Annotated in this window: 23 protein-coding genes; 10 read left to right on the top strand and 13 right to left on the bottom strand. The window is 57.0% G+C overall.

The window, feature by feature from the left end:
- Window positions 1-41 precede the first annotated feature (41 nt).
- The 3 genes from B2590_RS13450 to cysZ all read right to left on the bottom strand — a co-directional run bounded on the left by B2590_RS13450 (window position 42) and on the right by cysZ (window position 6,254).
- On the bottom strand, window positions 42-2,495 hold the full coding sequence (locus B2590_RS13450; protein WP_278368020.1) for an acyl-CoA dehydrogenase: 2,454 nt from the start codon (window positions 2,493-2,495) through the stop codon (window positions 42-44).
- Between the two features lie 103 nt (window positions 2,496-2,598).
- Window positions 2,599-5,463 carry an RNA polymerase-associated protein RapA gene (rapA, locus tag B2590_RS13445; protein ID WP_278367967.1) on the bottom strand — a complete coding sequence of 955 codons (2,865 nt, stop codon included), beginning with the start codon at window positions 5,461-5,463 and terminating at the stop codon, window positions 2,599-2,601.
- A 35-nt stretch (window positions 5,464-5,498) separates the two neighbouring features.
- Window positions 5,499-6,254, bottom strand: a complete 756-nt coding sequence (cysZ, locus tag B2590_RS13440) for a sulfate transporter CysZ (RefSeq protein WP_036211891.1) — start codon at window positions 6,252-6,254, stop codon at window positions 5,499-5,501.
- 84 nt (window positions 6,255-6,338) lie between these two features.
- Between cysZ and B2590_RS13435 the strand changes: the two genes are divergently transcribed.
- Entirely contained in the window at window positions 6,339-6,752 is a 414-nt protein-coding gene (locus B2590_RS13435) for a VanZ family protein (protein ID WP_199447965.1), read from the top strand.
- Window positions 6,753-7,215: 463 nt separating this feature from the next.
- Here the strand turns inward: B2590_RS13435 and B2590_RS13430 are convergent, their stop codons facing one another.
- A complete protein-coding gene (locus B2590_RS13430; RefSeq protein ID WP_199447964.1) occupies window positions 7,216-7,881 on the bottom strand; it encodes a class I SAM-dependent methyltransferase in 666 nt (221 codons plus the stop codon).
- A gap of 135 nt (window positions 7,882-8,016) precedes the next feature.
- Here B2590_RS13430 and mnmH point away from each other — a divergent pair, with 135 nt between their 5' ends.
- The 5 genes from mnmH to B2590_RS13405 all read left to right on the top strand — a co-directional run bounded on the left by mnmH (window position 8,017) and on the right by B2590_RS13405 (window position 12,606).
- Window positions 8,017-9,108, top strand: coding sequence for a tRNA 2-selenouridine(34) synthase MnmH (mnmH, locus tag B2590_RS13425; protein ID WP_199447963.1), 1,092 nt, complete (start codon window positions 8,017-8,019; stop codon window positions 9,106-9,108).
- A 159-nt stretch (window positions 9,109-9,267) separates the two neighbouring features.
- Window positions 9,268-10,101: a mechanosensitive ion channel family protein gene (locus tag B2590_RS13420; protein WP_199447962.1), complete on the top strand. Its 834-nt coding sequence runs from the start codon at window positions 9,268-9,270 to the stop codon at window positions 10,099-10,101.
- A 169-nt stretch (window positions 10,102-10,270) separates the two neighbouring features.
- Entirely contained in the window at window positions 10,271-10,828 is a 558-nt protein-coding gene (locus tag B2590_RS13415; protein ID WP_036210719.1) for an aminoacyl-tRNA deacylase, read from the top strand.
- 86 nt (window positions 10,829-10,914) lie between these two features.
- Window positions 10,915-12,201: an FAD-dependent monooxygenase gene (locus B2590_RS13410; protein WP_286811385.1), complete on the top strand. Its 1,287-nt coding sequence runs from the start codon at window positions 10,915-10,917 to the stop codon at window positions 12,199-12,201.
- Window positions 12,202-12,240: 39 nt separating this feature from the next.
- Entirely contained in the window at window positions 12,241-12,606 is a 366-nt protein-coding gene (locus B2590_RS13405; protein ID WP_278367964.1) for a histidine triad nucleotide-binding protein, read from the top strand.
- A gap of 174 nt (window positions 12,607-12,780) precedes the next feature.
- On the opposite strand, the gene phoU is transcribed toward B2590_RS13405, so the two are convergent.
- The 5 genes from phoU to B2590_RS13380 form a co-directional block, all read right to left on the bottom strand.
- A complete protein-coding gene (gene phoU, locus B2590_RS13400) occupies window positions 12,781-13,503 on the bottom strand; it encodes a phosphate signaling complex protein PhoU (RefSeq protein WP_075194180.1) in 723 nt (240 codons plus the stop codon).
- A 33-nt stretch (window positions 13,504-13,536) separates the two neighbouring features.
- Entirely contained in the window at window positions 13,537-14,424 is an 888-nt protein-coding gene (gene pstB, locus B2590_RS13395; RefSeq protein ID WP_036210707.1) for a phosphate ABC transporter ATP-binding protein PstB, read from the bottom strand.
- An 11-nt stretch (window positions 14,425-14,435) separates the two neighbouring features.
- Entirely contained in the window at window positions 14,436-15,710 is a 1,275-nt protein-coding gene (pstA, locus tag B2590_RS13390) for a phosphate ABC transporter permease PstA (protein WP_036210703.1), read from the bottom strand.
- Complete coding sequence (gene pstC, locus B2590_RS13385; protein WP_041332490.1) at window positions 15,703-17,091, bottom strand: phosphate ABC transporter permease subunit PstC; 1,389 nt, start codon at window positions 17,089-17,091, stop codon at window positions 15,703-15,705. The genes pstA and pstC overlap by 8 nt, the downstream gene beginning before the upstream one ends.
- 142 nt (window positions 17,092-17,233) lie before the next feature.
- Window positions 17,234-18,286, bottom strand: a complete 1,053-nt coding sequence (locus B2590_RS13380) for a substrate-binding domain-containing protein (RefSeq protein ID WP_036210697.1) — start codon at window positions 18,284-18,286, stop codon at window positions 17,234-17,236.
- A gap of 195 nt (window positions 18,287-18,481) precedes the next feature.
- Here B2590_RS13380 and B2590_RS13375 point away from each other — a divergent pair, with 195 nt between their 5' ends.
- Window positions 18,482-18,886, top strand: a complete 405-nt coding sequence (locus B2590_RS13375) for an acyl-CoA thioesterase (protein WP_036210694.1) — start codon at window positions 18,482-18,484, stop codon at window positions 18,884-18,886.
- Here B2590_RS13375 and arsJ read toward each other — a convergent pair whose 3' ends face one another.
- Genes arsJ through B2590_RS13360 form a run of 3 tightly spaced genes read right to left on the bottom strand, consistent with a single transcriptional unit; the run spans window position 18,887 to window position 21,879 of the window.
- Entirely contained in the window at window positions 18,887-20,083 is a 1,197-nt protein-coding gene (gene arsJ, locus B2590_RS13370; RefSeq protein WP_278367959.1) for an organoarsenical effux MFS transporter ArsJ, read from the bottom strand. It lies immediately after the preceding gene.
- 1 nt (window position 20,084) lies between these two features.
- Window positions 20,085-21,089 (bottom strand): ArsJ-associated glyceraldehyde-3-phosphate dehydrogenase, encoded by a 1,005-nt coding sequence (locus tag B2590_RS13365; RefSeq protein ID WP_036210688.1) that lies wholly within the window; start codon window positions 21,087-21,089, stop codon window positions 20,085-20,087.
- A gap of 25 nt (window positions 21,090-21,114) precedes the next feature.
- On the bottom strand, window positions 21,115-21,879 hold the full coding sequence (locus tag B2590_RS13360; protein ID WP_036210685.1) for a metalloregulator ArsR/SmtB family transcription factor: 765 nt from the start codon (window positions 21,877-21,879) through the stop codon (window positions 21,115-21,117).
- A 91-nt stretch (window positions 21,880-21,970) separates the two neighbouring features.
- Between B2590_RS13360 and arsH the strand changes: the two genes are divergently transcribed.
- Window positions 21,971-22,687 carry an arsenical resistance protein ArsH gene (gene arsH / locus B2590_RS13355; protein ID WP_278367957.1) on the top strand — a complete coding sequence of 239 codons (717 nt, stop codon included), beginning with the start codon at window positions 21,971-21,973 and terminating at the stop codon, window positions 22,685-22,687.
- Between the two features lie 10 nt (window positions 22,688-22,697).
- Window positions 22,698-23,765 (top strand): ACR3 family arsenite efflux transporter, encoded by a 1,068-nt coding sequence (arsB, locus tag B2590_RS13350; RefSeq protein ID WP_278367955.1) that lies wholly within the window; start codon window positions 22,698-22,700, stop codon window positions 23,763-23,765.
- A gap of 222 nt (window positions 23,766-23,987) precedes the next feature.
- On the opposite strand, the gene B2590_RS13345 is transcribed toward arsB, so the two are convergent.
- Window positions 23,988-24,644 carry a PEP-CTERM sorting domain-containing protein gene (locus B2590_RS13345; RefSeq protein WP_278367953.1) on the bottom strand — a complete coding sequence of 219 codons (657 nt, stop codon included), beginning with the start codon at window positions 24,642-24,644 and terminating at the stop codon, window positions 23,988-23,990.
- 336 nt (window positions 24,645-24,980) lie between these two features.
- Between B2590_RS13345 and B2590_RS13340 the strand changes: the two genes are divergently transcribed.
- A complete protein-coding gene (locus B2590_RS13340) occupies window positions 24,981-26,264 on the top strand; it encodes a DUF6602 domain-containing protein (protein ID WP_278367951.1) in 1,284 nt (427 codons plus the stop codon).
- Window position 26,265 lies beyond the last annotated feature (1 nt).

Raw genomic sequence — 26,265 nt, 5'->3', positions numbered from 1 at the left:
TTGCCATCCGGCATCCTCAATCCAAACCCCTATACCCTCTGTCAGGCCGGGTTGTGGTCGATCAGCGTGTCCTTGTTACGGGCAAACTCGTCGAACGGGAAGTCGTCGACGGTCAGCATTTCCAGGACCACGGCTTCGTACTCGCGCATGAACTCGGCCTCTTCCTTGGTGAAGATGTCCGCTTCCAGTGCGGCTTCGAAGCGTTCTTCCGGATGCAGCGCGTCCATCGGCAACTGGCCCTTGGCATACGCCTTGGTGACTTTGCGATACAGCTGTTCGGCCTTGTCGTAATCCTTCAGCAAATAGTTGTACTGAGCAATGGGATTCTCAACCGCACCCTTGCCTTCGCCAGCCGTCGTCCAGGCGCCGGCCAACAGCTTCTCCCGCACGGGGCTGTCGGTGGAGATGGCTTTTGCCAGTTTGCGGGCCAGATCATCACGGGGCTGGTCCCAACGACGGCCGAGGGGCATGGTGATGGCACGCAAGGCCATAGCGACCGGGCGGTTAGGAAGGTTCTGGAGGAATTCTTCCATGGCGGTTTCCGCTCGGTTCAGCAACAGCGCCATGCTGTACTCCATCAGGTCGCGCTCACCGTCAACCGGCTGGGTTTCATGCCAGTTCTTGAGCACCATGGAGGCCAGGTAAAGATTGGCCAGCACATCACCAAGGCGGGCGGAAATCAGCTCACGCATTTTCAGTTCCGACCCCAGCGTGGTCATCGCGGCGTCGGCACACAGGCCGAAGGCGGCGCTAAAGCGGGCCACACCCTGAGCGTATTTGCGTGCATTGTGGTCAAACGGCACGTCGGGTTTGCCGATACCCAGAGCCTGGGTGAACGCACGAGCAGCGTTGCCGAAGATCAGGCCAGCGTGGCCGAAAAAGGCATCGTCGAACGCGTCGATGTCATCGTTGTCTTTGGCCGCCAGTTCCTTCAGTACATAGGGATGACAGCGTATTGCACCCTGACCGAAGATCATCAGGCTGCGGGTCATGATGTTGGCGCCTTCCACAGTGATGGAAACCGCCGCACCACTGAAGCCGATACCCAGGTAGTTGCGGGGGCCAAGGGTGACCGTCTTACCACCATGCACATCCATAGCGTCGGTCAGGACACCGCGCTGGAATTCGGTCAGGTGGTACTTGAGAATCGCCGACGGTACCGCCGGTTTTTCGCCTTTGTCGATCATGTTCGCGGTGTGGTTCACTGCCGACTGGGCGATGTAGGTCTTGGCAGCAATGCGGGCCAGAGGCTCCTGCACGCCTTCCATGTCTGCCACCGGGGTATTGAACTGGCGACGGATGCGAGTGAAGCCGCCAGCGGTGCCCACGGAGTAGGCAGCCGCTCCGGCCGCGCCGGATGGCAAGGTGATGCAGCGTCCGACGGACAGACACTCAACCAGCATGCGCCAGCCCTGCCCGGCCATTTCCTGGCCACCGATGATGTAATCCAGCGGAATGAACACGTCGGTGCCCTTGATGGGGCCGTTCATGAATGGCGTGCCGATGGGACAATGCCGGCGGCCGATTTCCATGCCCTTGGTATTGCGGGGAATCAGCGCACAGGTAATCCCATAGTCCTTGGTGTCACCGAGCAGCCCGTCGGGGTCGAACATGCGGAAGGCGAGACCAACCACAGTCGCAACCGGCGCCAGGGTAATCCAGCGCTTCTCGAAGTTGAGACGCAGGCCCAGCACTTCCTTGCCCTCGAACTCGCCCTTGCAGACCACACCAGTGTCCGGCAGCGAGGTGGCGTCGGAACCGGCGCGGGGGCCAGTCAAGCCGAAGCAGGGAATTTCGCGACCATCCGCCAACCGGGGCAGATAGTGGTTCTTCTGTTCGTCGGTGCCGTACTTGACCAGTAGCTCACCAGGGCCGAGGGAGTTGGGCACGCCCACGGTGACCATCAGCATTTCGTTGGCCGCCAGCTTCTGCAACACCGCTGTCTGGGCCTTGGCGGAGAAGTGCAGGCCGCCGTATTCCTCGGGAATGATCATGCCGAAGAATTTCTCTTTCTTGAGGAACTCCCACAAATCCGCCGGCAGATCAGCACGTTCAACGGCCAGGTCCCAGGCGTTACACATGGAAATGGCCTGGGTGCACTGGTTGTCCACAAAGGCCTGCTCTTTCTCAGACAGGCCCGTGTTGCGGTTGATCAGCAGGCTGTGCCAGTCGGGGCGCCCGGTAAACAGCTCGCCATCCCAACTGACGGTCCCCGCTTCCAGGGCCACTTTTTCGGTATCGGACACCTTGGGAGCCACTTTCTTGAACATGGCGAATACCCGCGGGGTCAGCCAGCTCCGGCGAAATCCCGGCAGACCTGCAGCGGCGGTAACGGCGGCGCCGATAAACAGTATGAACGCGAGCAATCCCGACGCCAGGAAAAGCGAAAGCACGCCTGTTACCACCATCACCCCGATAGCGGGTTTGGCACCGGATTCCTTGCGCATCACAACAAGAAGGCCGGTAACAGCAGCAAGAAACAGTATGAAAGTCATCATGGATACTCTCTGTCGTCCGTGGTTTTGAATGTCAAAAACTACATTCTGTTACGTTCAACCTACCTGATCAGATGAATCCTGACCAGCAACTGGTTCACCATCAGGCAGTTACAATCACGCGAATGCCTTCCAGGGACAGGCTGGCCTGCCCCAGTAACGTCTCCGCGGCGTGCAACTGTTTACGGAAGAAATCGATTTCGTCGTCACGAATGGTCGGATTGACCTTCTTCATCGCCTCAAGACGCTGGATTTCCGGGCCGAACACGTCTCTGACCTGGGCCAGGGCCGATGCTCTCAGGGGCTCCAGGTGCGGCTCGGAAAGGCGTTCGGCATGATCGACCATGGTTTCCACCTGCGGGCGAATCTGCGGCACGATGGCCTGAGCGGTGCGCCTGCGGATGTTCGAGCACATGTCGTTGAGCCGGTCATGAGGCAGGGTTGCCGACAAGTCACGCCCGTTCACATCCACCAGCAGCCTCAACGGCGAGACCGGCAGGTACCGGGACAACTGCAGCGATTCAGGCGCCGGGCAATGCACGGTATACAGGGCCTCCAGCAACAGAGTGCCGGGTGGCAGCGCCTTGACCGTCATACTGGCCAAAGCCGCCTTACCCAGCCCGGAACTGGTGACCGATTCCATGATGCCGGTCACCAGCGGATGCTCCCAACTCATGAAGGCCATGTCTTCGCGCTCAAGAGCCTGCTGACGACTCCAGGTAACGGTCAGGCCGTCTTCCGGCAGCTCGGTCACGTGTCCGGCCTGGTATTGCTCGCCCGGCCTCAGCACGTCGGCATGCTCGGAATGATCCTCGACCTCAACGCCGAGGATATCGCAGGCCTCGATCATATAGTCACGAACCTGGGCGGATTCTTCCTCGGATTCGATCTGGCTGATCAACGCCTCCGCCACGTCCGGACGGCAGGAGTTAAGCTCGATGAGCGCGTCGCGACCGTTGCGCAGCAACGTACGCAGGCGCTCGGCCTCGGCCCGCGAAGCATCCACCAGCGCCGGCAGGTCGTCCGTCGCACCATCAATGACGGCCTGCCACTGCACGGCCACATGATCGTGGACAGCGACACCCACAGAGCAACTTTCATTGAACGCGTTCACGCCGTCCTCAAACCAACGGTACTGGACCTCCTGGGCCGTTCCCTGCAGGTAGGGGATATGGATGTCGATGGTGTCGGTCTGGCCAATCCGGTCGAGCCGGCCGATGCGCTGTTCCAGCAAGTCCGGGTTGGCGGGCAGATCAAACAGGATCAGGTGATGGGCGAACTGGAAATTGCGCCCCTCACTGCCGATTTCCGAGCAGATCAGTGCCTGGGCGCCCTGTTCAGTATCAGCGAAGTAAGCTGCGGCGCGATCCCGCTCGATCAGGCTCAGATGTTCATGAAAAGCAGCGCTGCGGATACCGGCACGCAGTTGCAGGTAGTGCTCCAGAGCCATGGCAGTCGAGGCGTGGGCACAGATCACCACCACCTTGGCCGGCTTCAGGCCGGTCAGGGTCTTCTCCAGCCAGGCGACACGGGGATCTTCCGCCAGCCATTGTTCTTCGTCCACGGCCGTTTCGGGCGTTAACCCGGCTACCACCTGACAAACGTCTCCCTGCTGGTAGAGTTCCGGGCAGGGTAACGCAACCGGTAGCGGATGGCGCTCCGGGAACCCCTTGATGGCGGTGCGGGTGTTCCGGAACAGCACGCGACCGGTACCGTGACGGTCCAGCAATGCATCAACCACGGCCTGTGCCGGCTCCTGGGACGCCATCAAACCTTCCAGCTCATCACCCAGCCAGCCCTCGAGAGCTTTCCGATCCGTGTCGGAGACAGCGGTTATGCCTTGCTCTCGGATATGGGAAACCACCCCATTGATCACTTCGTACTGCTTTTCCTCTTCCCGGAAAGTCTCCAGATCGTGAAAGCGTGCCGGGTCCAGTAACCGCAAGCGAGCGAAGTGGCTGGCCACCCCCACCTGCTCCGGGGTTGCGGTCAACAGCAACAAGCCATTGCTGGCTTCTGAAAGCTGCTCAATCAGCCGATATTCAGGGCTCGCCACCTCCGGGCTCCAGGCCAGGTGATGGGCCTCATCCACCACCATCAGGTCCCAACCGGCGGCAATGGCATCCGCCTGGGCCTGTTCGCTGGTCATCAGGAAATCCAGGCTGCACAGTGCAAGCTGTTCACTCTCAAACGGGTTTTCATCGGCATCGGTCAGGTCGTCATCCTCTTCCGACAACCCCTCCAGATCCTCCATGGCCTCATACCGGCTGCGATCAATGATCGAGAATCGCAGGTTGAACCGCCGCAGCATTTCCACCAACCACTGATGCATCAATGAATCCGGCACCACGATAAGCACCCGACGGGCACGACTGGTGTGCAGCTGATAGTGAAGAATCAGGCCGGCCTCAATGGTTTTGCCCAACCCCACTTCGTCCGCCAGCAGAACCCGGGGGGCGTAACGTGTTGCCACTTCGTGGGCAATGTAAATCTGGTGTGGCAAGTGCTGCGTGCGCGCACCGATCAGGCCCTGAGCCGAGGATGCACGTAGCCGGTCAAGGTGTTGCGCGGTGGCCATCCGCAGGCGAAACGCACCATTGCGATCAAACTGGCCGGCAAACAGCCGTTGGTGAGGGGCGGAAAAGTCCACGGAACTGCTGAGTTTCACCTCGGAAACATGGATCAGGTTCTCTCCGCCGTCATCGGCGTGGTACATCAGCACACCGCCGATATCCTCCACGGCCCTCACGATGTAACGTTCGCCATCGAAGGTTTCGATAGCCTCGCCAATCTGGTAGATGATCCTCGACAGCGGAGCATTGTCGATGGCGTAGGTGCGCTCCTCATCGGCCGCAGGGAAACCCAGCGTTACACGGCGGCCTGAGATGTCCGTGACAATACCAAGGCCGAGCGCGGTATCGCTGTGGCTGACCCAGCGCTGACCAATTACAAATTCCGATGTATCCAAGAAACCTCCGACAGATTTAAATCACCGTAACTGCTTTATACGTCTGTGTTCGAGGGACCGTTCTCACGCACCCAATAGGCGGTGGCACCACAAACCGCGGCAGGCACCACCACCAGGTTCAGCACCGGCACCATGGCCGCCAATGCCACCGGCAGGCCAAACCCGAGGGCCGACAGGCGAGTGTCACCCAGTAGCCGCCGCAAGGCCGGGAAACTGACCCGATGGTTGTCCGCCGGGTAGTCCACGTACTGCAGCGACATCATCCAGCAATTGAAGACGAACCACAGCACGGCCGCCACCAGATTGACCACCGGGATAACACCGATGATGAAAAGGCCAATGGCCCTGGGCAGGTAGTAGAGGATTTTCTGCACCTCCCGCCAGAGAGAGCGGGGAATGTCCCGTATGATCTGGCTCCAGCCGTCATCGGTGCTCACCTCCTGACCGGTCAGGTGCTTTTCCGTCAGCTCCGCGAGGTAACCGTAGAAGGGCGAGCCGATGAGGTTCGCCAGGATCACGAACCCGTAAGCCAACATCAACAGGATGACGGCGCCGTAGAGAATCCAGAACAACCAGTCGAGGCTTTGTAGCCACGCCCAATCCGGTAACCAGCTCATGGCGGTGGCAATCATCGCTGCAAAGAGTTCAGCCAGAAAGTAGAACAGCAGGCCGAATAACAGAATGTTAATAACCAGGGGGATAACAACGAACAATCTCAGTCCAGGCTGTCGTATCAGCCGGAACCCTTCTCCAAGGTAACCCAGGCCGCGGAAAAAATTACCTTTCAACATACCTCGCAGCACCTCAGCTTCGATGACAGTGACGGGGCGCAAAGCATATCATGTTGCAAACTCCACCACAGCCCGACGGTGACCATGGCATTCCTGAGGCAACGCATTCTGATGCTGCTCGATCATCAGCCTTTTTGGCGGGCAATGCTGGTTCTTTCGGCCGCCGCCATCATTTACCTTGCAACCACCAGCCAACCCTACCCGATTCCCTCGGCAGCCAGTGACAAGGTCAATCACCTGCTGGCATTCTTGCAGTTGGCGGTGGTTACCCGGCTGGCCTGGCCGAACTTGGGGAAACCGTGGATTGTCATCGGCCTGCTGGCGTTCGGGATTGGCATTGAGCTTGTCCAGGCCCAGTTGCCCTACCGGACCTTTGCCATTGCCGATATTCTCGCCGACGCTGCAGGCATTGCTATCGGGTTACTGCCATGTCCCGGTTTTATAAGGCCACACAAGCAAGACAACCAGTCCATTGCTCACGCCAACAGCCGTCAATAAAACACCACGCACTGAAGTTGAGATATCAACCCGGATCTGTGTGAGATATATCCTACAAACTCGTAGGATCTTGCTGCGACATAGCGTAGGTTTCCCCGACAGGCACACCCGCCGACATTTCAATTAACTGATATTAAAGAACTTATAATAAGATCTCTGCTAGCATGGTGGTATTAGCGTGCACAGTTCACATGTTTGTAAAACTGCGATTGGTATAGTGATCACATCAAGGATGACAGGGAAATGGACGACGCACTGGATGCACCCCGGCAATTGGATGCAGGGAGAAGCAGGGACACAGGGACGGCTCGCTTAAGGGAGACCTATTCGGATCGCCGGCTCGGACGCCGGCACCAGGGACTGGCAAGGGAAACCGGCAACAGGGTAGTTGCCAACAGCGCAGGGACGCGACACCTGTTCCGAAAAAGGGTAACCGAAAGGTTGCCCTTTTTTTCGCCCGCTCTCAGGTCATCGAGCTCTGGCCTGCCAGGTACACCCGCACCCGATTAAACTCCTCAAACTCATTCAGGTCTGGCCAGGTGCGACCTTCGATCACTTCCCGCTGCCGGTAGTGGTCGTCACCCAGGTTCCGCAAGCGAGAATCCGCGAGTATCACCAAAGGCGCGGCTCGCCTGAACTCGGACAGCAGCGGGCGATTTTCCGGGTCATACAACACGTCCGCCGCGGTCACAACGTCCACATCGCTCGGCCGCGTTGCCCAGTCGGCGCTCAGGGTCACTGACACGCCATTTAATCTGGCGTTCGCCGCTGCCGCATCCAGTGCAGCCTGGTCAATATCGCAGGCGATGGCCTCCCTCGCCCCGGCCATTGCGGCAGCGATGGCCACCACCCCGGAACCGGATCCAAAATCCAACACCTTTTTGCCTTTCACCAGATGTGGATGTGCGAGGATATAGGCCGCCAATACCTGTCCACTGGCCCAACAAAACGACCAGTACGCCGGCTCAGCAACCACCGCCTGCGCCTCTTCGTGGCTTAGCGGGCCTTCCAGTACCCCTGGGTCGAACAGGTAGAGGAAGATGTCGGGGCAACCCGCAGGGGCTGTAACGGCAACCTGCCCCCGGCTGAGGGTTTTCCCAAGATGCTGATCTAGAATGTCGGGGGTCATGGTTACTCCGGAACACAGGCATGGCAAGGCACGCATTGTAGCGGCAGCGGCGCGGTGGCACACCCGCAGGCGAGCAAAAAACCAGCATGTTCGTTATACTGCTGCCTCATTTCCCGTACGAACCCAAAACCTGCCATGCCGTCCAGACCTGATACCAGTGACTATCTCTCCCTGTTCCTGAACGACGTTCCGCTCATGGACGTAAGGGCACCGATCGAGTTCAGTAAGGGCAGCTTCCCGAACGCTATCAATGCGCCCCTGATGAACGACGAGGAACGCCACAGGGTCGGTATCTGCTACAAGGAAAAAGGTCAGGACAAGGCCATTGAACTGGGCCACCAACTGGTTTCCGGGGACTTAAAAGCGCAACGCATCGAAGCCTGGAAGCGATTTACCGCCACAAACCCGGACGGCTACCTGTTCTGCTTTCGCGGTGGCCTGCGTTCGCGACTGACCCAGCAGTGGATCAAAGACTCTGGCATCGAGTTTCCACTCATTCAGGGTGGCTACAAAGCCATGCGTCGCTTCCTGATCGACAGCCTGGAAGCCCTCACAGCATCGTCCGAGTTCATTATTCTCAGCGGCCGCACCGGCACCGGCAAAACCCGCGTGCTGAATCAATTGCCCAATCCTGTTGACCTTGAAGGGCTGGCAAACCATCGTGGCTCCAGCTTCGGTCGTCAGGTAACGCCCCAACCGTCACAGATTGATTTCGAAAACCGACTGGCCGTTGCCATGCTCAAAGCCCATCATCACATCGGCGGGCCGGTGTACCTGGAAGATGAAAGCAGACTGGTGGGCCGATGCGCCCTGCCGGAAAGCCTCAGGAACCGAATGGCAGCAGCACCCCTGATGGTGCTGGATCAACCGATCGAGGAGCGAGTAAGAATCATCCGCGAAGACTATGTTGACCAGATGACGGCCGACTACGTGGAACGCGACGGCACAGAAGCAGGCTGGCTCAACTTTCGCGACTACCTTCTCAGCGCCCTCGACAGAATTCGAAAACGCCTCGGCGGTGAGCGCCATAGCCGGCTGCGGCAGATGATGGAGAATGCCCTCGACCACCAGCACCGAACCGGGGAGACCGGTACGCACCATGAATGGATCAAGGCACTGTTGCAGGACTACTACGACCCTATGTATGACTACCAGCTCAGTCAGAAGGAAGGGCGTGTTGTTGTAAAGGGTGGGCCAGAAACCATCATCGGGTGGGCCAGTCGTTGATTTACAACGTATAACGCTTCCACGCAATCCGGACACGCATGTTGTACGTTTGCCACAAACCTCTGCTATAACAAAACGCAGGCAAATTTCTATTGGACAGCCGTTGTCCCTGTCAGATTTCAAGCAATAAGCCACTACTACCGAACAAGGAGTCACTGAATGGAAGATCTTCTGGGAACCAACATCAATGCCTCAGAGCTATGGGACCAGGCACTCTCGTTGATCATGACCTACGCCCCGAAGGTCGTTCTGGCCATCATCACGCTGGTACTCGGCCTCTGGCTGATCAATCGTTTTATCAGCGTTCTCGATAAAAAACTGGGCGCGAAAGACCCGACACTCAACAAATTCCTGTGTGGCCTGATAAGCGCCATATTCAAGGTGATGCTGCTAATTTCCGTCGCGTCGATGATCGGCATCGCGACGACGTCCTTCATCGCTGTTATCGGTGCTGCTGGCCTGGCCATCGGCCTCGCGCTCCAGGGCAGCCTGGCCAACTTTGCCGGTGGCGTACTGATCCTGATCTTCAAGCCATTCAAGGTCGGTGACACCATCGAAGCCCAGGGCTACCTGGGCGCTGTCGCGGAGATTCAGATTCTTTACACAGTGGTGAACACCTTCGATAACCGCCGCATTGTCATCCCCAACGGTAGCCTTTCCAATGCCACCCTGGTGAACGTCAGCATCTATGACAAACGCCGCTGCGACATGACCTTCGGCATTCACTACGACGACGATATCGACAAGGCCAAGGCCATCCTCAAGCGCCTGTTTGACGAAGACGAACGCTCACTTCAGGACCCCGCACCGCGTATTTGCGTGGGCAGCCTTGGTGATAACTCTGTTAACCTGATGTTCCGGCCCTGGGTCGCCACCGACGACCTGTGGCCGTACTACTGGGACATGCACGAAAAAGTGAAGAAGGCCTTCGATGCCGAGGGCATCACCATTCCGTTCCCACAGCGGGATGTGCATGTCTACAAATCAGAGTGATTGGTATCTCATTAACACACACTGTTACTCGCATTCTGTACAGCCTCAACTAAGCTGACCAGTAATGGCGGTGCACTCGCATTAGCGACGTCACCGCCAGTCACCGGAACCGGGCCAGGAATATCACCGGTTCCCGTACCGCTGTCATTGCTGGTAGGAGGTTGTCACTATGCCGGTACAGCAGTTGAAGGAATACCTCGATCAGGCAGGCGTGGAGTACATGTGCCTGTCTCACCCCCCTGCGTTCACCGCCCAGCAACTCGCCCACCACGTCAAAATCGCCGGCGACCGGGTGGTGAAAACCGTCATTATTGAACTGGATGGCAAAATGGCCATGCTGGTCATGCCCGCTACCTGGCGTATCCGTTGGGACCGACTGACCCACATCCTCGATACCGATTTTGTCGATCTTGCGGACGAACAGGAGTTCCAGGACCGCTTCCCCGAGTGCGAAGTGGGCGCCATGCCACCATTCGGCAACCTGTTTGATATGTCCGTGTATTGCGCTGAGGCTCTGACCCGGCAACCGGAACTCGCCTTTGCCGCTGGCAGCCACACCGAATCCATCCACATGAAAACGTCTGATTTCCTGGAGCTGGTGCATCCGATGGTGCTGGAGCAGGGATTTGTGAAACCAGGCGCGCAAAAGCCAGCCTGGCTCAAGGGCCGCGCCCGCAGGGCTGAGTCCCTGACCGGCAGCCCCACCGCCAACCTGGCCGGTTACTGACACCAAAAACCGGCCCAGGCTTGATCCGGACGGCTTGTCTGGATGCGTCCATCGCGTAAACTGGGCGTACCAGACAGGAATCCGTTATGACTCAAGCCTTTGATATTGTGATTGTCGGTGCCGGCATGGTTGGTGCTGCCCTCGCGACCGGACTTGGCCGCAGTGGCTTCCGCGTGGCCCTGGTTGACCGTGGCTCCGCCCCCGAATTCGATCCCTCACTGCCTCCGGACATCCGCGTGTCAGCCCTGAGCGCCGGCAGTGAGCGCTACCTCAACGATCTTGACGTCTGGCCCAGCATGCTCGCCATGCGTGCCACACCCTACGCTCGCCTGGCGGTATGGGACGAGACCCGCCACCCACTCAGCAACCTGCTGCCCCGCAAGGTCGCCGATGTGGTGTTTGACGCCAGCAACCTGTCCGCCCGACACCTGGGGCATATCGTGGAGAATCGCATTACCCAGCAGGCGTTGTGGAACAGCGCCGCGGCTCTGAACTCGGTCTCCCTGTTTCCCGACAACGCCGTCAGCCACCTCGAAAACGGCAACAACCACGCTGCTGTGACCCTGGAGGACGGCACCGAACTCGAGTGCCAATTGGTGGTGGGCGCCGATGGCGCGGCCTCCGGCGTCCGGGAACTGGCGGGCATCGGCGTAACCCGGGACCAGTACCAGCAACAGGCAATGGTCATTTCGGTTCGCTACCAGGGCGCGGTTGAGGACATCACCTGGCAGAGCTTCTACCCTTCCGGCCCACGGGCTTTCCTCCCGCTGCATTCCGCGGGCAATGGCGAAAGCTGGGCGTCTCTGGTGTGGTACGACTCGCCGGAGCAACTAGCGCACCTGAAATCGCTGGACGACCGTGCATTGATGGCGGAAATACAGAACGCCTTCCCGCCGGAACTGCCTCTGCTGACGCACATTGAAGCCAAAGCCAGCTTCCCGATTGCCCGCCAGCACGCCAAAACCTATGTGAACAATCGTGTCGTGCTGGCAGGTGACGCTGCCCACACAATCAACCCGCTGGCTGGCCAGGGCGTCAACCTGGGCTTCCAGGACGCCCTCTGCCTGCAGACCGTCATCCGCGAGGCCAAACGCGCAGGCTGCGACCTGGCCGATCCGGCGTGGCTGACCAAATACGAGCAACAACGCCGCCCGGCCAACCGCCGTATGATGATGGCGATGGACGTGTTCTACCACCTGTTCAGCAACCGCACGCCGCCTCTGCACTTGTTGCGCAATCTGGGCCTGGGCGCCGCGAAAGCAATGCCATTTGCCAGAAACCGGGTGGCCAAATACGCTATGGGCATCGACGACGAACTACCCCCGCTGATCCGCCAACTGGCGGAGCGGCTGCCGGGGATGAAGCAACTGTAAAGCGTTTCACAAGCCTCAACTCATCAACAGGGAATCATCATGGCAGAAACCATTTTCACCAAGATCATGAACCGGGAAATCCCGGCGGACATCGTTTACGAAGACGACATCAGCCTGGCGTTCAAGGACATCAATCCACAGGCACCGGTACACCTACTGATTATCCCGAAACAGGAAATCGCAACGATCAACGACATCGAGGAAGGCGACCGGGAGTTGGTGGGCCACTTGTACTGGGTTGCGGCCAAACTGGCGAAGGAGATGGGTTTCGCCGACGATGGCTATCGGACCGTCATGAATTGCGGCGAAAATTCAGGCCAGACGGTATTCCACATCCACCTGCACCTGCTGGCCGGCAAGCCCCTCGGTTGGCCGCCGTATACCGATAAAATGAAGCAAGGCTGATCGCCTTGAGCCCCGGCGATATCTGAGATATTTACAAAGCCGGGCGGGAGGCACTGTTCAGGACCGTGGAGCGCCAGGGATGGCTCGACCGAGCCCTACATGGACGTATTCACGGGCGTGTCCTGAACAGTGCCTCCTGCCCTGCGGGAACACCCGCACCAGAAGGCTACGAACTCAGCGCCCGACGACCTTCTCAGCTTCCTCCACCGGCGTATGCCGAACATCCTCACCTTTGACCATGAAGATCACATTCTCGGCAATGTTGCAGGCATGATCCCCCACCCGCTCCAGGGCACGGAGAATCCACATCACCGACATACAGCGGGAAATGTTGCGGGTATCTTCCATCATGAACGTCAGCAACGTCCGCGTGGCCGCCTGGTATTCCTCGTCTACTCGCTTGTCTTCCTTCATGATCCGCAGCGCCTGCTCGGAATCGAGACGGGCAAAGGCGTCCAGGGCATCGTGCAACATGCTAAGAACATGATTGCCAATGTGGCGCACTTCCACGTACCCTCGAGGCGCCTGACCTTCCTCTGACAGCTTGATGGCAAACTTGGCGATTTTCTTGGCCTCGTCACCAACCCGCTCCAGGTCCGCCACCATCTTGATCACCGAAATCACCAACCGCAGATCACGCGCGGTGGGCTGGCGACGGGCGATAATCAGGGTTGCTTCCTCGTCGAGGTCGATTTCCATCTGATCGACTTTCTTGTCCGTGGCACGGACCTCGTCCGCCAGGTGGCCATCATTTTCCACCAGTGAGGTAATCGCACGGTCGACCTGGGACTCCACCAGGCCGCCCATCTCAAGAAACTCGCTCTTCAGGGCCATCAGTTCGTCATTGAACTTGTGCGAAATGTGATCGCCGTAAACATCGTCCTTTTTATCTGGCATGACTGTGTTCTCCAGTGTTCAACAATACCGGCGTTAACCGAAACGGCCGGTGATATAGGATTCGGTGAGTTCGTGCTCGGGCGACGTAAACACCTTGTTGGTTTCGTTTACTTCCACCAGATGCCCCAGGTGGAAATACGCCGTTCGATTCGATACACGGGCTGCCTGTTGCATCGAGTGGGTCACGATCACGATGGTGTAACTCTCCGACATTTCCGCCATCAGCTCTTCCACCCTCGCGGTTGCAATGGGGTCCAGTGCGGAGCAAGGCTCGTCCATCAGAATAACCTCCGGGCTCACCGCGATAGCGCGCGCAATGCACAGACGCTGCTGCTGGCCGCCCGACATTCCGGTGGCTGTCGCATCCAGACGGTCCTTGACCTCGCCCCACAGCCCCGCCTTGCGCAGGCTGTTCTCGACGATGTCATCAAGATCGGATTTTCGATTGGCCAGGCCATGAATCCGGGGGCCATAGGCCACATTGTCATAAATGGACTTGGGGAACGGGTTTGGCTTCTGGAAAACCATGCCCACCCGCGCACGCAATTCGACAACGTCGCGGCGACGGTCATAGATGTCCTGATCGTCCAACTGAAGTGACCCCGTCACCTTGCAGATTTCGATGCTGTCATTCATCCGGTTGAGACACCTCAGGAACGTGGACTTGCCGCACCCTGAAGGTCCAATAAAGGCAATGACCTCGTTCTTCGCCACATCCAGGCTGATGTTCTTGATCGCCCGGGTATCACCGTAGGAAACATTGACATCGCGAAGCTTGAATTTGGCATTGTCGGCAAAAGGCTCTCCCACCGTTTTGCCTTCCTCAATGATTGTTTCCTCGGGCTGCTCCCGCACCGGAGCAACCGCCTCAACCTCTTGATGATCGGCTTCTTTGGTAATCGTTGGGTTCATCGTATTCATCGCTTATCTCCTTACCACCGACGCTCAAGGCGCTTGCGAAGCCAAATGGCCAGTGCGTTCATGCTAACCAGGAATGCCAGCAATACCATGATGGCTGCTGACGCACGTTCTATAAAGGCGAGCTCCGGGCTGCCCGCCCACAGGAAGACCTGAACCGGGAGTACCGTCGCCGAATCGAAAAAGCCGTCCGGAACATCAACGATGAACGCCACCATCCCGATCAGCAACAGGGGGGCGGTCTCGCCCAGTGCCTGCGCCATGCCGATAATGGAACCGGTCAGCATTCCCGGCATGGCCAGCGGCAATACATGGTGTAACACCACCTGCATTTTGGAGGCACCAATACCTTCGGCAGCCTCCCGGATTGACGGCGGTACGCTTTTAATGGCCGCCCGGCTGGAAATGATGATGGTTGGCAGGGTCATCAGCGTCAGTACGAGACCGCCCACCACCGGCACCGATCTAGGCATACCGAACAGGTTGATGAACACCGCCAGGCCCAGCAAACCGAAGATAATCGACGGCACCGCAGCCAGGTTATTGATGTTCACTTCAATGAAATCCGTGAGCCTGTTCTGGGGTGCAAACTCTTCCAGGTAAATGGCAGCCGCAACCCCGATGGGGAACGAGAGCACCAGTGTCACCAGCATGGTCAGCAAAGACCCGACGATCGCCCCAAGAATACCGGCGCGGGACGGATCACGGGAATCGCCGCTGCTGAAGAACACATCGTTGAAGGACGTCTGCACAACCTCATTTTCCACCAACTGATCCACCCAGCGCTGTTGCCGGTCACTGAGCTTGATGGAATAGGCGTCGTCACCTGCATGCTTCACGTAGACATCCACGTCGGTGTGAGCCAGAACAGTCAGTGTTTGGGTGGTTCCAAGCCACTCGGGGTTCTGCTCGAGCATGTCACGCAGCTCATTGGACGCGTAGGGGTTAAGCAGATCACGGACGGCATCCCTGTTCTCTTCCGTTGCACCCGGCACCTGTTTGATCATCGCCTGCACCAATGGCTCCACAAAATCAGCCATCTTGATCTGCTTTTTGTCCGTGGCGTCGTCCAGGTACATCATTTCACCATCGAGCTCGACTTCCATGGTGATCGTGGTTTTGGTGAAGCCGGTGTAGCCTTTACCAATAATGTCGACGAACAGCACCACCAGGGCGGAAAGCGCAATCGCAATCGCCAGTATGCCGTAGGCCCGGAACCGGCGCTCCTTGCGGTAACGCCGTTTGAGTGACTGGCGGACGAGCTCCGCCTGTGAACGTTGATCAGTCATACTGTTCCCGATATTTGCGAACGATTTTCAGGGCCACCACATTCAGCAACAGGGTAGCGAGGAAGAGCATCGCGCCGAGGGCGAAGGCCGCCAGGGTCTTGGCGCTGTCGAATTCCTGGTCGCCGGTCAGCAGGGTGACAATCTGTACGGTAACCGTAGTGACGGTTTCCAGCGGATTGGCCGTCAGATTCGCTGCGAGGCCCGCGGCCATGACCACGATCATGGTTTCACCAATGGCTCGGGAGACTGCCAACAGCACCCCGCCCATAATGCCGGGCAGTGCCGCCGGGAAAATCACCTTCTTCATGGTTTCCGACTGGGTAGCGCCCAGAGCCAGGGAGCCGTCACGCAGGGTTTGCGGTACCGCGTTGATAACGTCGTCCGACAGCGAAGACACAAACGGAATGATCATGATGCCCATGACCCCGCCAGCGGCGAGCGCACTCTGGGACGACGCATCGATACCCAGAGAGGCCGCGAAGTTACTGATGAACGGCGCGACGGTAAGTGCTGCAAAGAAGCCGTAGACCACCGTCGGGATACCCGCCAGCATCTCAAGCAATGGCTTGACCACACCGCGTACTTTCTTGTTGGCGTACTCCGAGAGGTAAATCGCCGACAGCAATCCCACCGGCACCGCAACCAGCATCGCAATCGCCGAAATCAGCAGCGTGCCGGTGAACAGCGGGATCATGCCAAAGGCGCCCTGGGCTGCCACCTGATCTGCTCGTAATGCGGTTTGCGGGCTCCACTGGGAGCCGAAGATAAACTCGGTGAACGGAATCTTCTGAAAGAACCGGAAGGTTTCAAACGCCACGGAGAAAATAATCCCGATGGTGGTCAGAATCGCCAGCGCGGCACAGGCGAAAAACAGCCACTTCAGGATCGACTCCACTTGTGTCCGGGCGTTCAGTGCCGGGCGAACCCGGAGCCAGCCCAAAAATCCCGCCAGCACAGAGACGGACACCACCAGGGTGGTCATGAACATCCGGCTCTGTTCCCTCAGCGCCTTCAGTCGCTCTGCAGCTTCAACAATGGGTGCTTCCGCAAACCCCGGAGGCAGGCTACCACTGGCCACGTTGCTGATCTTGCTCAACAGAAGACTCGCCTCGCCCTCGGACGCCGGCAACATTTCCTGTGGCAGGGAGCCAACAACCAGGGTCTGGATAACTTTTCCCTGGAACGCTGCCCAGAGCCCAAGCACCAGCAGCGCGGGAATGCCGCACCACAAAGCCGCTCGTGCCCCGTAATAAAAGGGCAGGGACTTGAGATGACGAATGCCCCCCATCGGCATCGCCAGTGACCGCGATCGGGCATAGCCCAAGCCGTAGGCAACCATCGACAGCACGATGGTCAATAAAAGCAGATTGGCCGGTTGCATGAAAATTCCCGTAACAAGCTAAAAAGGACCACAAGTGTAATCATTCGGAAAACAGGACGCACATGCCGCTTTCCAGACGTGCAAAAGGGCGCGAGCCTTTCAAAGACCCGCACCCTTGTCAGTCAACACCTTGTCGACTGGCTTACATCAGTTCTTCCTTGGCCAGGTTAGGCATGTCAGATGCCTTGTCCTGCAGCTTCATCAGCGCGTCGCGCGGAGGAACGATCAGGCCAACGTCCTTCAGGTAGCCATTCTTGCCCATGGCGCTCGGGCTCGCAAAGAACTCGGCGTATTCCGCGATACCCGGAACCACACCAACGTGGGCTTTCTTGACGTAGAAGAACAGTGAACGGGCAACCGGGTATTCGTCTGCCGCAATGGCTTCAGCCGTCGGTACCTTGCCGTTCAGCGTTGCAGCCTGCAGACGGTCAGCGTTCTCTTCCAGGAAGCTGTAACCGAACACACCGTAAAGGCCTTTGTCGTCGATCAACTTCTGAACGATCAGGTTATCGTTCTCGCCGGCTTCGATGAACGCGCCATCTTCACGAACGCTCTGACACACGCCTTCCATGTCGTCTTCGCTCATGTCGGCAACCGCTGGCAGATCTTCACAGCCGCCCTGCAGGGCCAGCTCGTTGAAAGAATCACGGGTACCGGAGGTCGGAGGCGGTCCCATCACACGAATGGCAACGTTTGGCAGGCTGGAGTCAATGTCGCTCCACTTTTCGTAGGGGTTATCAACCAGCTTGGTCTCATCGTCCGGTGAAGGAACCTGCTTGCCCAGGGCCAGGAAAAGCTGCTCAAGGGTGATGTCCAGGTTATCGGCTTTCTGCGAGCTGGCAATCACGATGCCGTCAGAACCGATGCGGAATTCGGTGATGTCTTTTACACCGTTTTTCTGGCAAAGATCGTACTCAGACGTCTTCATGCGACGTGACGCATTGGTGATGTCCGGATGCTGGGTGCCGATACCGGCGCAGAACAACTTCAGGCCGCCACCAGAACCGGTTGACTCAAGCTTCGGAGTCGGGAAGTCAGTTGAAGAACCAAAGCGCTCAGCCACAACCGTCGCGAACGGATAAACAGTAGAGGAACCGACGATGCTGATGGTGTCGCGCGCCATGGCAGGAGTCGACACGGCGGCGATGCTACCGGCCAGTGCCACAGTTGAAAGGGCTGTTCTAAGTTTGATCACGTTGAGTCTCCATTTGTCACGTTGACTTTATTTACGGGTTTGCTTCACCGATGTGTGAACAATAAAGGCACTCTATGACAACTTTGTTACAGCCACTGAAATATAGAACAGGACGTTCAATTTTTCTTGCAGACGCGGCGCAGGCCGCTAACATGCGGGGTACTAAAACAATTCCGAACTGATAAGGTTGAATCCATGACGGCGCTTGATGACGACAAACCCACGCCCCGGGGCGAACTGGTAATCCAGGTAATCCCCCTTCCCTCAGACACCAACCCCAACGGCGATGTGTTCGCCGGCTGGCTGGTTAAACAGATGGACATTGCTGCGGCAACGCTCGCGGGGCGAATTTCACAGGGCCGCAACGCCACTGTGGCCATGGACAGGATGGAGTTTCTTTCGCCGTTGCGGGTGGGATCCCAGGTTGGCTGTTACGGTGAGTTGGTGGAAGTGGGGCGCAGCTCGATGAAAATCAACATTGAAGTCTGGACCCTGGACCGCACCGCCAAGGCCCCGCGCAAGGTAACCGAAGGTCTCTTCATTTATGTTGCCATCGACGAGCATGGCCGCATCCGGGAAGTTCCCGACCAGGCCACCTGATCAGGTGGCAGGAACTGGTCGCTTCTCCGGTAAGAACATCGAGAGTATCGCCGCTGCTGCCACCAGACCCGCGGATATCCACAAACAGGCTTGCAGCCCGTAGGCCTGATAAACCCAGCCGGACAGGATCGTTCCCAGCAAGCGGCCGGCGGCATTCGACATATAATAGAAACCCACATCCAGCGAGACACCATCCCCTCGCGCATAGCTGACAATCAGGTAACTGTGCAGCGACGAGTTGATGGCAAACAGTACCCCGAATAGCAGCAGGCCGCCGATCACCACGAACTGGGGCGACCAGCCCACCATAAGACCAACCGCAATACCGGCTGGAATTAACGCCAATGCCGCCGCCCAAATCATGGCGGGCTGCCGGCCTTCCATATTCCCGGTAATACGCGGCGCAAGGGTCTGGATAAAGCCGTAGCCAATCACCCAGGTGGCCATGAAGCCACCCACTTTCCAGAAATCCCAGCCAAACACGGTGTGCAGATAAACCGGCAGAGCCACCACAAACCAGACATCCCGGGCACCGAACAAGAACATACGGGCGGCAGACAACACGTTGATCGCCCGACTCTTGGACAGAATTTCGCGGAACTTCGGCTTTGCCTTGCTCTTGCCCAGGTCCTGCCCCAACAGGAAAAGGCTGACCAGCCACACCACACTCAGGGCCACCGCCATGATTACGACCGCGCCCTGGAACCCAGCAGCCATCAGCAACACACCGCCGAGGAAAAAGCCCACGCCCTTCAGAGTGTTCTTCGATCCGGTAAGGATGGCCACCCATTTGTACAGAGTGCCCTGCTGCTCATCTGGCACCAGAAGCTTAATGCCGCTCTTGGCGGACATCTTGTTCAGGTCTTTGGCGATACCGGAGATGGCCTGAGCCGCCATCACCCAAGGCACCGTCAGCATGGCCGCCGGCACCGCCAGCATGGCAAGAGCGGCAATCTGAAGGAACAGCCCGATATTCATGGTGCGGTTCAGCCCCATGCGAGCGCCCAAATAGCCACCCACCAGGTTGGTCACCACCCCGAAGAACTCGTAGAAAATGAACAGCAGGGCAATTTCCAGCGGTGAATAGCCGAGCTGATGGAAATGCAACACCACCAGCATCCGCAAGGCCCCGTCCGTCAGGGTGAAGGCCCAGTAATTACCGGTGATGACCAGGTACTGTCGGATGGCAGCAGTCATATCAGACGGAACCTACCCGGCGCGCCAGTTCTGCGGTGCGGTTGGCGTAGCCCCATTCGTTGTCGTACCAGGCGTAGATTTTCACCTGGGTACCATTCACCACCATGGTGGAGAGGGCATCAATAATGGAGGAGCGAGGGTCGGTTTGGTAATCGATGGACACCAGCGGGCGCTCTTCGTAGCCCAGAATGTTTTTCAGATCGCCCTCAGCAGCCTCTTTTAACAACTGATTTACGGTATCGCGATCCGTGGGTGTTTCCACCTCGAATACGCAATCGGTCAGCGAGGCATTCGTCAATGGCACCCGCACGGCATGGCCATCCAGACGGCCCTTCAGCTCCGGAAAAATTTCGATAATCGCGGTGGCGGAACCGGTGCTGGTCGGAATCAGTGAACTGCCACAGGCGCGGGCCCGCCGCAGGTCCTTATGGGGCGCATCGATGATGGTTTGAGTGTTGGTCAGGCTATGGATCGTCGTGATGGAACCATGCTTGATACCCAGCTTCTCGTGGATGACCTTCACCACCGGCGCCAGGCAGTTGGTGGTGCAGGAAGCAGCAGTGACAATGCGGTCATTGGCCGGATCAAAAATGCCGTCGTTCACGCCCACCACAATGTTTTTGGCCCCAGCCTCTTTCACCGGAGCGGTCACCACCACGCGCTTGACGCCCTGATCGAGATACGCCTGGAGCACGTCCACCTTTTTCATTTTGCCGCTGGCTTCAATCACCAGATCGCAGCCGGACCAGTCGGTCTCCCCAATGGTTTTATTGCGGGTGACGCGAACCGATTTACCCTCGATAACGATACTGTCGCCGTCCACACCCACTTCGTGGTCCCAGCGGCCATGAATACTGTCGAAGTTCAGCAGATGTGCCAGCGTCTCGGCATCGGCGCCCGGATCGTTGATCGCTACGAATTCCATCTCCGGCCACTGCCACGCTGCCCGCAGGGCCAGGCGACCGATTCGACCGAATCCATTTATTCCGACTTTGATCTTGCTCATGATGTGCTCCAGAAAGCGTTATCCATTAAATACACCGCACAACCGGCCTGTCTGGCATGACAGAAAGGCGCTCGAGTTCCTCAGTGATCAGGGCGGGATTGCTATCGGCAGTTTCATCCAGAACCCGCGACAGCCACTGGGGCATCCGGGGATTCAGCGAATAGTACATCCATTGCCCCTGACGCTCTGCATCCAGCAGGCCCGCCTCCCGCAGGGTGGCCAGGTGCCGGCTGGCCTTGGGCTGGGAAATATCGAGGGCGGCGGTGAGTTCACACACACACAGTTTCGTTTCCTGCCGAACCAGCATCAGCGCAGCCAGGCGAAGCTCGTCACCCAACGCCTTGAACACCGTTACCGGGTTAAAGCTCACCGGCTTCATACCGGTTTCTTTTCTGTGTACCAAAGTAAACAGGCCAATGCGCTCGCGGATTTCCTTGAGGGTCAGTGCGAAGGTGGCATGGCGCCCGCTTGGCACCGGGTCCGGGAAGTCCCAGGCGATTTGCTGGGCGGGCTGACAGACGTTGCCACACTCGTTGGCAGCTTTTTCACAAAGGGTAATCACATAATCCCAATGCTCACTTTCAACGCCTGCCAGCGATTTACTCTGCAAACCATCGACGGAAAAGCCCGACTCTGAGAGCACCTGCAGCGCCATCGGATGGGGTTTGTCAGGCTCGGTTCCGGCACTCGCCACTTCAAACTGGTCACCGGCCAGTTCCCTTAGCAAGGCTTCCGCCATCAATGACCGGGCACTATTGGCGGTACAGACGAACAAAACGCGGCGTTTCATATGCAAATTCCCATATATTCGTTTTCATGCATATCTATTTTATTGCATAATATCCGGAAGATTTTAACGAGTAAAGGACCCTTTCATTACAATGAGCACCCGTGACCTCCCCAATATCGACCCTGACCAGTTCCGCAAACCAACTGAGGAACAGGTTTTTGCAACTCCGCCTTCTTCACATCGTCCAAGGATACTGTTGCTGTACGGCTCACTGCGGGAGCGGTCATTCAGCCGGTTAGCTGTTGAGGAAGCTGCCCGGCTGCTGGAGGCCATGGGTTCGGAAACCCGCGTATTCGACCCCCGCGGTCTACCCCTTGCCGATGCTGAAGACGCCTCCCACCCAAAAGTTCAGGAATTGCGGGAACTGGCCCAGTGGTCGGAAGGCATGGTGTGGTGCTCGCCGGAACGCCACGGCGCTATGACTGGCATTATGAAAACCCAAATCGACTGGATTCCCCTATCCATCGGCGGCGTACGCCCTACCCAGGGCAAGACCCTGGCGGTGATGCAGGTGTGTGGTGGTTCCCAGTCGTTCAATGCGGTGAATCAGTTGCGGGTGTTGGGGCGCTGGATGCGGATGGTGACAATTCCCAACCAGTCGTCGGTACCCAAGGCGTTCATGGAATTTGACGACAATAACCGTATGAAGCCCTCGCCCTATTACAACCGCATCGTGGATGTCATGGAGGAGCTGGTGAAATTCACCCTGCTGATACGGGACCGCAGCGACTTTCTGACGGACCGCTATTCCGAGCGGGTGGAAAGCACCGATGAAGTCTCAACACGCGTCAATCAACGGTCCATGTAAGGGATAGGTAATGAGCGCCCATACAGAAGTTACTAACGAAGACACTAGCGGTGGCATGGATTTGTTCGGAAGATTCCTGTCCATCTGGGTCGCCTTGGCCATCATCGCTGGCATAGCCCTCGGCCAACTGGCGCCCTCGGTACCGGAAACTCTGGCTCGCTTCGAATACGCTCAGGTGTCGATCCCTATTGCCATTCTGATCTGGGCCATGATCTTCCCGATGATGGCCCAGATCGATTTCAGCGCAGTGGTGGGCGTGCGCAAGGAGCCAAAAGGTCTGGCCATCACCACCATTGTTAACTGGCTGATCAAGCCGTTCACCATGTTCGCTATTGCCTGGTTTTTCCTGATGGTGGTGTTCGAGCCGCTGATCGCCCCCGGATTGGCAAGTGAATATCTGGCCGGTGCTATCCTCCTGGGCGCGGCGCCCTGCACCGCCATGGTGTTTGTCTGGAGCTATCTCACCAAAGGCGATGCCGCCTATACCCTGGTGCAGGTGTCCCTGAACGACATCATCATGCTCTTCGCCTTCGCGCCCGTTGTGGTGTTCCTGCTGGGCATTTCCGACATTCAGGTACCCTGGAACACGGTTATCCTCTCCGTGGTGCTGTACATTGTCATTCCCCTGACCGCCGGCTACCTTACTCGCCGCGCCCTGATCGCAAAGCGCGGGCAAGGCTGGTACGACGGGGTGTTCATGAAACGCCTGGGGCCGGTCACCCCGGCAGCGCTGATCGTTACCCTGGTACTGCTGTTTGCGTTCCAGGGCGAAGTTATCCTGAACAACCCGCTGCATATCGTGCTGATTGCCGTGCCGCTGATTGTGCAGACTTTCCTGATTTTCTTCCTGGCTTACGGCTGGGCACGGCTCTGGAACGTCCGTCACTGCATCGCTGCGCCCGGGGCCATGATTGGCGCCAGCAACTTTTTCGAGTTGGCAGTCGCAGCAGCCATTGCACTGTTCGGTCTGCAATCGGGAGCGGCGCTGGCGACGGTGGTTGGCGTTCTGGTTGAGGTTCCGTTGATGCTGGTTCTCGTTCGAATTGCCAATCAAACCCGGGGGCGGTTTCCGGCCTAGTTAGGGACCGCTCAATAGGTCCACTTTTAAACAAAAGCGAACGTTCGCAACGCAGCTCCGAATCTGAAGCTGCCCGCCGTTTTAAAACAGGCTGTAGAAACGGGTAGAACCCAAGCGCGGCCCATCCTGAATGTTGCTCACGGCAAGCAACGAAAGATGCCTTGTGGTGATTTTTTGAAAACCGGGGCTATCGGAGAACCCCGCCTATCAGGTTAAAGCCGTTCAATAACATTTACGCCGACGTGAGCGACTCAACAACGCTGCTAAGCCAAAACCCAACAAACCCAGCGTGCCCGGCTCTGAAACCGGTCTCGGATCGGTTGGGCTCGACAATTCTGCGGTAAAACCAATGTTCTGGAAATCCACCTGGCGATTGGATCCTGTTAGAAACGCTGTCACGTATTGAACGTTTAATGGAGCCGCGAGAGCAATATCCTGGGCAGTTATGCCTGGAGCCGTGCCTAGATCTGGCAGAACATCCAGAATGCCCACCTGAGAGTTTGCGGAACTAAAGAACGTAAACGCAATGTTGTCTACATCAAAGTTTTCACTTGTGTAATTCCAGAAGTGCAGGGTGTTTAAATCGTACTCCTGTCCAAAATCAAATAAGAGCTCTAACCCCCCGCCGATCTCATCGGCTGTGTACCAAATATGTGTCGCTTGATTGTGGAACTCTTCAGAGGTCGCGCTTGGCGCGTCAATCACTTTGTTGATCGTTTGGCCGCCTGAGAAAGTGTTGTTAAACGAACCGGGCGACGTGCCCGAACCGACAGAAACCGATATATTTGCCTCGTTAAGGTAAATAGGCGCTGCCACAGCATTTACCGCGCCCCAGACAAAGAATGCCACTACACTGTTTAGGAATAGTCTTATTAGCATCTTGATGATCCTCTCCATTGGTGGGTCGGGATAGCATCGAGGCAAATTTGACGCCAGAAATGGGAAATCTCAATTATTCAATGATCTGTCTTTGACGTCGTCTTTACTCGTGTAAAGAAAGTTGACGACGCGAACGACAATCGACCTCATCGCCAGAAGAGTTCTTAAACAAAAGCGAACGTTCGCACTGCACGAAGATCTCGCTAAATTTCCCATACGAGGGTCGAGCATTTGCCTCTGCATCACACCTATGAAAAGCTCAGTCTATAAAGCGCCCAGCAAAGTGGTGCAAGATCACGCCGCTGCATTTTTGCGTTATATTTTTAAGGATGATGGATGATCAAAACTGTCGCGGAAATGCTCCAAGGATTCATTCAGGAGGAAACCAAAAAGCTTGATTCTTACGCTATCAAGCACGGGCCTACTATCGGCGACATGTATGAAGGTCTGTCTGCTGAGTTATTGAATAGATCAATCCCTGCACAGCTTGACCTCCGCATTGTTAGTGGTTTTGTGACGGATGGCGATAAACACGTTTCTGGCCAAATGGATTGTATGCTTGTTCAAGGCGATGGCGAGAAAATTCCCTATACGGATGCCTATAAATGGCATGTGCGTGACGTTCTTGCGGTGCTCGAAATAAAAAAGAGCCTGTACTCTAAGGATCTAGTAGATTCGTTTCTCAAACTACGTCAGGTGACGGAGAGCTACTCGAAATATCTATTCGAGGGAAAGCACGAAAATAATAGCCCTATCGATCTATCGTCCTCCTATCGAATATTCTCGCAGATCACCGGTATTGCTGCTCCAAACTATCACGATAGAAAAAAACTCAGTAAAGAGAATGAGTTGATCTACACAACCGTATTCATGGAGCAGTTGACGCCGCTTAGAATTGTTCTTGGCTACCACGGTTATTCAACAGAGCACGGTTTGAGAGAAGGGCTGGTAAAGTTTTTGGAAGAGCAAGGGAGTGGCCCAGGATTCGGGGTTAGTGAGTTTCCTCAGTTAATCGTTTGCGGAGGCAATTCTCTTGTAAAGGCAAATGGAAGGCCTTACTCAACTCCAATGCGCGATGGATACTGGGATTTCATGTGCTCAAGCAGAGCCAATCCGATTATCTTTATCCTAGAGATGATATGGACGAAGCTGGAGCTTGAGTTCAACATTCGGATGCCTTGGGGGGATGATATTGAGATTGAGGGATTAAACGAATTTTTGAGGGTCAAACCCGTTTTTGGTGAAGAAGAAAGTGGCTGGGAGATGCGGTACGAAGAAGTATCGCCCAAGACGCTTGAAGCCCGTGCAACATCATCTGACTGGGAGCCTTTGGAGGTGACGAGCTCCCAGTACGTCATTTTCTCAAGACTGACCAATGAAGACATCGATATTACCGAAACAGGTTTTGTGGAGTTTGCTGAGAAAGAAGGCAGTTCAGTTGAGGAATTTTTAAGGCCCCTAATTGCCTCCGGTCATGTTGCTCTTGATGGTTCTCTACTAAGGCTAACTACTGAAAGTCTTATTGCAGTGATCTCCCCTGACGGAAAATTCTTGGTTGCAGAGAACGCTACTGGGAGAATGGAAGCCTGGCTTCAGAAATCCCAGAGTAAAAAAAGATAAC

Source organism: Marinobacter sp. UBA3604 (assembly GCF_002375325.1).
GTDB classification, from domain to species: domain Bacteria; phylum Pseudomonadota; class Gammaproteobacteria; order Pseudomonadales; family Oleiphilaceae; genus Marinobacter; species Marinobacter salarius.
The sequence above is the reverse complement of the archived record's forward strand: the minus strand, read 5'-3'. Positions and strand labels throughout refer to the sequence as shown.